Annotated in this window: 8 protein-coding genes; 4 read left to right on the forward strand and 4 right to left on the reverse strand. The window is 66.1% G+C overall.

The genetic code is table 11. The features are described from left to right. Positions 1-161: 161 nt before the first annotated feature. The 4 genes from H1D44_RS20260 to lptF all read right to left on the reverse strand — a co-directional run bounded on the left by H1D44_RS20260 (position 162) and on the right by lptF (position 3,139). Entirely contained in the window at positions 162-368 is a 207-nt protein-coding gene (locus H1D44_RS20260) for a (2Fe-2S)-binding protein (RefSeq protein WP_181517080.1), read from the reverse strand. A 93-nt stretch (positions 369-461) separates the two neighbouring features. After that, positions 462-932 (reverse strand): RDD family protein, encoded by a 471-nt coding sequence (locus tag H1D44_RS20265; RefSeq protein ID WP_181517081.1) that lies wholly within the window; start codon positions 930-932, stop codon positions 462-464. A 63-nt stretch (positions 933-995) separates the two neighbouring features. Beyond that, positions 996-2,060, reverse strand: coding sequence for an LPS export ABC transporter permease LptG (gene lptG / locus H1D44_RS20270; protein WP_181517082.1), 1,065 nt, complete (start codon positions 2,058-2,060; stop codon positions 996-998). Further along, a complete protein-coding gene (gene lptF, locus H1D44_RS20275; RefSeq protein WP_181517083.1) occupies positions 2,060-3,139 on the reverse strand; it encodes an LPS export ABC transporter permease LptF in 1,080 nt (359 codons plus the stop codon). Before lptF ends, lptG begins: the two co-directional genes overlap by 1 nt. Positions 3,140-3,255: 116 nt before the next feature. On the opposite strand from lptF, the gene H1D44_RS20280 reads away from it, so the two are divergent. The 4 genes from H1D44_RS20280 to H1D44_RS20295 form a co-directional block, all read left to right on the forward strand. Then, positions 3,256-4,776: a leucyl aminopeptidase gene (locus tag H1D44_RS20280; RefSeq protein WP_181517084.1), complete on the forward strand. Its 1,521-nt coding sequence runs from the start codon at positions 3,256-3,258 to the stop codon at positions 4,774-4,776. Between the two features lie 132 nt (positions 4,777-4,908). Next, the gene (locus H1D44_RS20285; protein ID WP_181517085.1) at positions 4,909-6,006 is read left to right on the forward strand and encodes a branched-chain amino acid aminotransferase; all 1,098 of its coding nucleotides are present in this window, start codon (positions 4,909-4,911) and stop codon (positions 6,004-6,006) included. Positions 6,007-6,322: 316 nt separating this feature from the next. After that, positions 6,323-6,763: a DNA polymerase III subunit chi gene (locus tag H1D44_RS20290; RefSeq protein WP_181517086.1), complete on the forward strand. Its 441-nt coding sequence runs from the start codon at positions 6,323-6,325 to the stop codon at positions 6,761-6,763. 317 nt (positions 6,764-7,080) lie between these two features. Next, positions 7,081-8,993 (forward strand): valine--tRNA ligase (locus tag H1D44_RS20295; RefSeq protein WP_181517087.1); only part of this gene is annotated, 1,913 nt, incomplete at its 3' end.

The following is an 8,993-nucleotide window of genomic DNA, read 5'->3' on the forward strand; positions in this document are numbered from 1 at the left end:
CAAGTCATCCCGAGGCACCACCCTCGGGAACAGCGCCAGTAAGGCGCTGCGCGCCATGCCTGGCGCACACGCAAAAAATCCAACTGCGATAAGCAGTTGGATTAATCACAAAAAGAATGATAAGGATTGGCATCGGCCTGGCCGGCCAGGCCGCCAACAGCCTATACGGCGTAGGCGAGATCGTGGGTAGAGGCCATGACTTCCGAGGTGATGGCTTCACGGGCAATGGCCTTGCCGACGCAGGCGCACTTGCCGCACTGGGTGCCGCACCCGGTTTCCTGCTGGACTTCGCGCCAGCTGCGTGCGCCGTCTGAGACGCTTTCGCGGATCTTGCGGTCGGATACGCCCTTGCAGAGACATACGTACATCGACATCACCTCACTGTGCTTACGAGATTAAATGTAAATGATTCGCATAGGCTGTCGCAAGGGCAAATCGAACATTTTTTGATCCGCGTCATTTCATCGCTTGGGCAGCACCACCACCCGGGTACCCGAGGCGATGTCCGGCCAGCTGCGGCCTTCACGGTCGAACAGGATCCACAGATAGCCCAGGCCGAAGGCCGCCAGCGATACCCAGGCCACCAGGTAGCGCACCAGGCACTGCACCTGGGTAATGGTGTAACCGTCGAGGGTCTGCACGCGTAGCCGCCAGGCCTGCATGCCCAGGGTCATCCCGCCGCGCATCCAGAAAAAGGCGAAGAAGACGAAAGCGCCGGCCAGCAGCAGGAGCTGCAGGACCAGGCGCTGCGCCTCTCCTGCGCCCACTTCCTCCGGGCCCAGCCCCATCACATAGCGCACGAAGGCCACGTGCAGCACGGTAAGCAGTATCCAGATCGCCGCCACCAGGAAGGCATCGTAGATCATGGCGCCAAGGCGCCGGGCCAGGCCTGCCGGCCACACATCGTCAAGCTGATTGAAACGTCGTTGCATCGCTTTCCTTCCCATGCCTCACCGGCCGAGAGCAGGTGAGCGAGTGATCCCGGGCGGCGCGCCTCAGCCGCTGCGCCGCAGCAGATAGAGTCCCAGCCCGGCACTGAAGAGTATCGGCGTGAGAACGGCCCACACCGGGGAGAAGCCGAACACCATCGAAGCCGGGGCCAGCAGGTCCTGCAGGTACTTGAACGTCAGGCCTACGATCACGCCGTAGAAGACCCGGGTGCCGGCCGCCACGGTGCGCAACGGGCCAAACACGAACGAGGCCGCCACCAGCACCAGGGAGCCCATCATCAGCGGCATCAGCATCTTCTGCCAGAAATAGAGCAATGGCTGGGTTGCCTGAAGCCCCTGGTCTCGCAGGAAACGAGCGTAGGCCCACAGCTCGCTGGGCGCCTGGCTGTTGATAGGCAGCAACAGGCGATTGAGCTGGGCCGGCGTCAGGCTGGTCTCCCAGGGGTGCTGGGCGCGATGCTCCGCTTCGGTGCGGTCGTCGAAGAAGCGCGTGATACCCACCTCTTCCAGCTGCCAGCTGCCGTCGCGCCAGACGGCTCGTTCGGCCACCATGGCCTCGCGCAGCTGGCGCCCCTCGAAGCGGTAGCGGGTCAGGTCGAGCACGGTGTCGTCGGCGCGAATGGCGCCGAAGCGATAGACACTATCGCCCTCGCGCTGCCAGCCGCCACGCTGGACCAGCACGGCACCTTCGCCCTGCATCTGCTCCAGGCGCCAGGCGCTGGCGAACTGCTCGGTGCGCGGGCTGACGTACTCGGCCACCACGAGCACCACCACCACCACCAGGATGATGGGCTTCATCACGCCCCACAGGATGCGCGCCAGCGAGCGGCCCGCGGCGCGCATCACCGTCAGCTCATTGCTGGAGGCCATGCTGCCCAGCCCGATCAGCGCACCGATCAGCACCGCCACCGGGGCATACTGATAAAAGCGCCAGGGCACACGCATCAGCAGGTAGAGCAGCACCTGGAAGGCGCCGTAGTTGCCCTCGACGTCATCGAGGTCGTTGATGTAGGAGATCACCAGGTCAAGGCCGAGCAGAATGACCTGCACGACGATGATCGCCCCCAGCACATTGCGCGCGATATAGCGGTCGAGACGATCCGTCAGCATCAACGCATTCCCCTTCGCTGGTTGTGCATCAACAGGCCCAGGCCCAGCGCCAGGAAGACCAGGTGGATTGGCCACATGCCGATGGCCGCCGGCAGCGTCCCGCGCCCGACGGCATCCAGCGCCGCCAGCAGCAGGCTGAGATAGCAGACATGCAGGAAGATCGCCGGCAGCAGCTTGGCGAAGCGCCCCTGGCGCGGATTGACCCGCGAGAGCGGCATCGCCATCAGGGTCAGGATGAAGACCATCAGCGGCAGCGAGAGCCGCCACTGCAGTTGCGCCCGGGCTCGATCGGAGTCGTCGCCCAGCAGCTCCCGTGTACTTGCGTACTCTGCCGACTCCAACTCACGCCGCTCACGGCCCAGGGAGAGTCGCACGGCATAGGTCTCGAACTCGAGCCGTTCGGCCTCGAAGCGCCCCGGATCGACGCTGTAGCGCTCGCCGTCGGCCAGTACCAGGAAGCGGCTGCCGGTGTCGGGATCCACGGTCTGGTAACCGCTGCCGGCTCGGGTCACCGCGGTTTCCGGCGTGCCGTCGCGACGCCGCTGGCGCTCGCTGATAAAGACTTCCTGCATGCGGCTGCCATCGTCACTGAAAGACTGAGTGTAGGCGGTGCGACCGCCGCCGAAATCCTGAAAACGCCCCGGGGCCAACGCCGTGAAATCGAGCCGGCTGCGCTGCTCCTCGAGCATGACGGCATTGTGCAGCGCGCCGGCCGGCGTCAGCCACAGGCTGCACAGCCCGACCAGCACCGCCACCAGGGTGGCCGGCACCAGGCTCACCTGAAACAGTCGGGCCGGGCTGATGCCGCAGGCCACCAGCACGGTGATCTCGCTGTTGAGATAGAGCTGGCCATAGGCCAGCAGGATGCCGAGAAAAAAGGCCAGCGGCAGGATCAGTTCGAGAAAGCCCGGCAGGTGGAACAGCATCAGGTTGCCGAGGATGGCGGCAGGGATGTCGCCCTCCGCGGCGTCGGTGAAGTAGCGGATGAATCGACTGCCCATGATGACCAGCAGCAGCACACCGGCGACGGCGGCCATGGTCAGCAGGATCTCGCGGGTCAAGTAACGAAAAATAATCATGCAGGCGGTCTTCCATGCAATGGCGCCAAGCCTTGAGTACACTTGGGAAATTCGGCAGGCCCGGTGCCGTGCCGGCATTATCCAGAATCCCCCATCGCTTGTCTTGTGGAGTCATCATGGAATTCCCCGTTCAGACGGCCAATCCCGCCAAGGCCGAATCGGCCTGCCTCGCGGTCCCCGTGTTCAAGGATGGCGACCTGCTGCCCGCTGCCGCCAAGCTCGACGACGCCAGCGAGCGGCTGATCGGCCAATTGATCGAGCGCGGCGATTTCGACGCCAAGCCGGGCAGCGTGCAGCTGATTCCCTTTGCCCCGGGCCTCGGCGCCGACCGCCTGCTGCTGGTGGGGCTGGGCGAGCGTGAAAAGTGCCAGGAGCGCACCTTCATCCAGGCGCTGGATGCGGCCTTCACCGCCCTGGCCGGATTGCCGGTGGAAGACGTGGCAGTCGCCTTTACCGACGTACCGGTGCCGGAGCGCAGCGTGGCCTGGAAGGCACGCATGACCGCCGAGGCCGCCCAGCGCGCTGTCTATCGCTTCGACGAATTCAAGTCGGAGAAGGCGCCACGTCCGCAGCTCGAGCGCATCACCCTGCTGCTCAGCGAGGCAGACGCTGCCGATGAAGCCCGCGAGGGCGCTCGCATCGGCGATGCCGTAGGCCAAGGCGTAGCCTACACCCGCACCCTGGGCAACCTGCCGGGCAATGTCTGCACGCCGAGCTACCTGGCCGACCAGGCCGTGCAGCTCGAGCGCGAATCGGGCGGCGCTCTCAAGGTCGACATCCTCGACGAGGCGGCGCTGGAGGAGCTAGGTGCCCACAGCCTGCTCTCGGTGGGTCGCGGCAGCGAACAGCCTTCACGCTTGATCGTCATGAAGTATCAGGGCGCCGAGGATGCCGACGAGGCCCCCCACGTGCTGGTGGGCAAGGGCATTACCTTCGATACCGGCGGCATCTCGCTCAAGCCCGGCGAAGCCATGGACGAGATGAAGTTCGACATGTGCGGCGCAGCCAGCGTGTTCGGCACCGCCAAGGCGGTTCTCGGCATCCGCCCCAAGCTCAACCTGGTGTTCATCGTCGCCGCCGCCGAGAACATGCCCGACGGGCGCGCCACCAAGCCCGGCGACATCATCAAGACGCTCAAGGGCCTCACCGTGGAGGTGCTCAACACCGACGCAGAAGGACGTCTGGTGCTGTGCGACGCCCTGACCTACGCCGAGCGCTTCGAGCCTGCCAGCGTGGTCGACATCGCCACCCTCACCGGCGCGGCGATCATCGCCCTGGGCCACCACGCCACCGGCCTGCTCTCCAACGACGACGACCTGGCGCTGGATCTGCTCGATGCCGGCGAAGCGGCCTGGGATCGCGCCTGGCACTTGCCACTGTGGGACGAGTACAAGGAGCAGCTCGACTCCAACTTCGCCGACATGGCCAACATCGGCGGCCGCCCGGCCGGCACCATCACCGCGGCCTGCTTCCTCTCGCGTTTCGCCGACAAGTTCCCCTGGGCACACCTCGATATCGCCGGAACCGCCTGGACCTCAGGCAAGCAGAAAGGCGCCAGCGGCCGCCCGGTGGGGCTGCTGACACAGTACCTGCTCGACCGCGAGGAGGAGTCGCGCCAGGTCGAAAACGACGGCTGACGCCGCCAGGGTTGCCAACGCCGGCGCCAACCGTTACATCTGAACCCATTGCGCGCTTCGGACCGACACGTCCGGAGCGCGGACAAGCTCAACAAAACGCCGGACTACCGGCATAGCGGAGACCTTTTTGCCGTGCCCAACGCCACCTTCGACACGCTGCCCACCGCCACGCCAGCGGCAGACAACATTCGCGACGACATCCTTGCCAACCCCGGTTTCGGCCTGCACTTCAGCGACCACATGGCCCACGTGCGCTGGACGGCCGACGCCGGCTGGCACGGCCACGAAGTGCGGCCCTACGGCCCGCTGACCCTCGACCCGGCGGCCGCCGTGCTGCACTACGGCCAGGAGATCTTCGAGGGCATCAAGGCCTACCGTCACCCGGACGGCTCGGTGTGGTCGTTCCGCCCTGAGAAGAACGCCGAGCGTTTCCGTCGCAGCGCCCGTCGCCTGGCACTGCCCGAGCTGTCCGACGAGGACTTCGTCGGCTCGCTCAAGGCCCTGCTCGCCCAGGACCACGCCTGGGTGCCGACCCCTCGCAGTGAAGCCGACGAATCGAGCCTCTACCTGCGTCCGTTCATGATCGCCAGCGAGAAATTCCTCGGCGTGCGCCCGGCCAAGGAAGTCGATTACTACGTGATCGCCTCCCCCGCCGGCGCCTACTTCAAGGGCGGCATCGCCCCGGTGTCGATCTGGCTCTCCTCCCACTACAAGCGCGCCGCTCCCGGCGGCACCGGCTTCGCCAAGTGCGGCGGCAACTACGCAGCCTCGCTGGCCGCGCAGAAGGAAGCCGAGAAGCACGGCTGCAGCCAGGTCGCCTTCCTCGATGCCGCCGAGAACAAGTGGGTCGAGGAACTGGGCGGCATGAACCTGTTCTTCGTCTACAAGGACGGCCGCCTGGTCACCCCGCGCCTGACCGACACCATCCTCGAGGGGGTGACCCGCGACTCGGTGCTGACCCTCGGCCGCGACGAAGGCCTGACCCCGGAAGAGCGCGCCATCAGCATCGACGAGTGGCGCGACGGCGTGGCCTCCGGCGAGATCAGTGAAGTCTTCGCCTGCGGTACCGCTGCGGTGATCACCCCGGTGGGCCAGCTGGTCACCGAGGAGGGCACCATCCAGATGCCCGACGCCGGCAACGAGATCGCCAAGCGCCTGCGCGGCAAGCTGCTCGATCTGCAGTACGGCCGGGCCGAAGACAAGCACGGTTGGTTGACCAAGCTGGTCTGACAAGGATTCCCTGCTGCGCTCGAGATCCTGGCCGCCGGCGATGCCGAAGCGTCGGACCGTCACGATCCTCATTGAGCAACAGTCAACTCCGGTCGCTCCGCTCCGGCGGCGGCCAGCCTCTCATCGCTCGCGACGGGAATCCACGCTTCGTTAATGACATTCGAGTCTGCTACCTAGACGAGGGGCGTCGAGGACAGGGTGAAGAGGAGGTCTTTTGCCATGGATGGCAAAAGTAGCGCCCAGGGATGGGTTCACAGCGCCTCCTCGTAACCCTGTCGCCGACAAAGCCCCTCTGCCACCGAGGTCAGAGAGTCCCATGACCCAGGTCGACTTCTATATCTTGCCTGATACAACCCTCGAGGCGCGGCTCGACTTCGCCTGCCGACTGGCCGAGACCATCGCCGGCAAGGGCTACCGGCTGCATCTGCATGCCGAGGACGAGGCCATGGCCAGTGACCTCGACGAGCGGCTGTGGACCTTCCGCCCCGAGGCTTACCTGCCCCACGCCCTGCTCGGCAGCGAGATGGCCGAGAGCGTGGCGGTGACCATCGGCTGGGAACGGCCGCCCGAGCCCAGCGCCGAAGCGCCCATGGCGCTGCTCAACCTCGCCCCGGGCATCCCCGAGTGGTTCTCGCGCTTCGAGCGGGTCGCCGAGATCATCAACCAGCACCAGCAGGTGCTCGTCGCCAAGCGCGAGTGCTGGCAGACCTACAAGCAGCGCGGCTATCCCGTGAAGGCACATCAGCTACGCGGCTGAGCCCTCAGGCGCCGAGGTGAGGGGCGCCGAGGTGAGGGGCGCCGAGGTGAGGGGCGCCGGGGGCAGGCCGAAGAGGAGGTTCTTCGCCATGGATGGCGAAGATAGCGCCCAGGGATGGGTTCACAGCGCCTCCTCGCAGGCCTGCCCCCGGATCAGCCCCGCTTCCATGCAGCTTCGCTGGCAATGGCCACTTGGTTGGCTGACGTCAAGCGCCCCATCGCGCTATAATCGTGGCCATTTTTCGCACGCTTTCGACGACTTCCCGCCGCCCGGCCCCCACGACCCGGCGGCGATCATTTCTGGACCCGGAACGCCCCATGGACAAGACCTACCAACCCGAGCAGATCGAATCCCGCTGGTACGAGCGCTGGGAGGCCGACGGCCGCTTCGCCCCCTCGGGCGCGGGCGAACCCTACTCGATCATGATCCCGCCGCCCAATGTCACCGGTAGCCTGCACATGGGCCACGCGTTCCAGGACACCATCATGGACACGCTGATCCGCTGGCGCCGCATGCAGGGCAACAACACCCTGTGGCAGGTGGGCACCGACCACGCCGGCATTGCCACCCAGATGCTGGTGGAGCGCAAGGTCGCCGCCGAAGAGGGCAAGAGCCGCCACGACCTGGGCCGCGACGCCTTCATCGACAAGGTGTGGGAGTGGAAGCACGAATCCGGCGGCCACATCACCCGCCAGCTGCGCCGCATGGGCGCCAGCGTCGACTGGTCGCGCGAACGCTTCACCATGGACGACGGCTTCTACAAGGCGGTACAGGAAGTCTTCGTGCGCCTCTATGAAGAGGACCTGATCTATCGCGGCAAGCGCCTGGTCAACTGGGACCCCACCCTGCACACCGCCATCTCCGACCTCGAAGTCGAGAACCGCGAGCAGCAGGGCCAGTTCTGGCACTTCCGCTATCCGCTGGCCGACGGCGTCAAGACCGATGCCGGTCTCGGCTATCTGGTGGTCGCCACCACCCGCCCCGAGACCCTGCTCGGCGATACCGGCGTGGCGGTGAACCCCGAAGACCCGCGCTACGCCTCGCTGATCGGCAAGTACGTCGAGCTGCCGCTGGTCGGCCGCCGCATCCCCATCGTCGCTGACGAGCACGCCGATATGGAGAAGGGCTCCGGTTGCGTGAAGATCACCCCGGCCCACGACTTCAACGACTACGAAGTGGGGCGCCGCAACGGCCTGCCGCTGATCAACGTCTTCACCCAGGACGCAGCGATCCTGCCCCAGGCCGAGGCCTTCGACATCCAGGGCCGCCCGCTACCCGAGATCGACCCCAGCCTGCCCCAGGCCTACGCCGGCCTCGACCGCTTCGAGGCGCGCAAGAAGATCGTCGCCGACATGGAAGCCGCCGGCCTGCTCGAGCAGATCGAGACGGTCAACAACACCCTGCCCTACGGCGACCGCTCCGGCGACGTCATCGAGCCGCTGCTCACGGACCAGTGGTTCGTCGCCGTGGAGAGCCTGGCCAAGCCCGCCATCGCCGTGGTGGAGAACGGCGACATCCAGTTCGTGCCCAAGAACTACGAGAACATGTACTTCTCGTGGATGCGCGACCTGCAGGACTGGTGCATCTCGCGTCAGCTGTGGTGGGGCCACCGCATTCCCGCCTGGTACGACGCCGAGGGCAACGTCTACGTCGCCCGTACCGAGGCTGAGGCGCGCGAGAAGCACGGCCTCCCCGCCGACCTCGCCCTAACCCAGGACGAGGACGTGCTCGACACCTGGTTCAGCTCGGGCCTGTGGACCTTCGGCACCCTGGGCTGGCCGGAGCAGACGCCGGAACTGGCGACCTTCCATCCCTCCAGCGTGCTGGTCACCGGCTTCGACATCATCTTCTTCTGGGTCGCGCGGATGATCATGCTGACCCTCAAGTTCACCGGCGAGGTACCGTTCAAGACCGTCTACGTGCACGGTCTGGTGCGCGACGGCCAGGGCCAGAAGATGTCCAAGTCCAAGGGCAACGTGCTCGACCCCATCGACCTGATCGACGGCATCACCCTGGACGAGCTGCTCGAGAAGCGTACCGGCAACATGATGCAGCCGCAGAAGGCCAAGGCCATCGCCAAGGCCACCCGCGACGAGTTCCCCGAGGGCATCGAGCCCCACGGCACCGACGCGCTGCGCTACACCTTCCTCTCTCAGGCCACCACCGGGCGCGACATCAAGTTCGACATGGGCCGGCTCGACGGCTACCGCAACTTCTGCAACAAGCTGTG

It is taken from the genome of Billgrantia kenyensis, assembly GCF_013697085.1.
Taxonomy (GTDB): Bacteria; Pseudomonadota; Gammaproteobacteria; order Pseudomonadales; family Halomonadaceae; genus Halomonas; species Halomonas kenyensis.

What these genes read in the sequence shown, in the direction of transcription:
- H1D44_RS20260 (WP_181517080.1), bottom strand. Translation starts at nt 368, where the DNA reads ATGTACGTATGTCTCTGCAAGGGCGTATCCGACCGCAAGATCCGCGAA.
- H1D44_RS20265 (WP_181517081.1), bottom strand. Translation starts at nt 932, where the DNA reads ATGCAACGACGTTTCAATCAGCTTGACGATGTGTGGCCGGCAGGCCTG.
- lptG (WP_181517082.1), bottom strand. Translation starts at nt 2,060, where the DNA reads ATGCTGACGGATCGTCTCGACCGCTATATCGCGCGCAATGTGCTGGGG.
- lptF (WP_181517083.1), bottom strand. Translation starts at nt 3,139, where the DNA reads ATGATTATTTTTCGTTACTTGACCCGCGAGATCCTGCTGACCATGGCC.
- H1D44_RS20280 (WP_181517084.1), top strand. Translation starts at nt 3,256, where the DNA reads ATGGAATTCCCCGTTCAGACGGCCAATCCCGCCAAGGCCGAATCGGCC.
- H1D44_RS20290 (WP_181517086.1), top strand. Translation starts at nt 6,323, where the DNA reads ATGACCCAGGTCGACTTCTATATCTTGCCTGATACAACCCTCGAGGCG.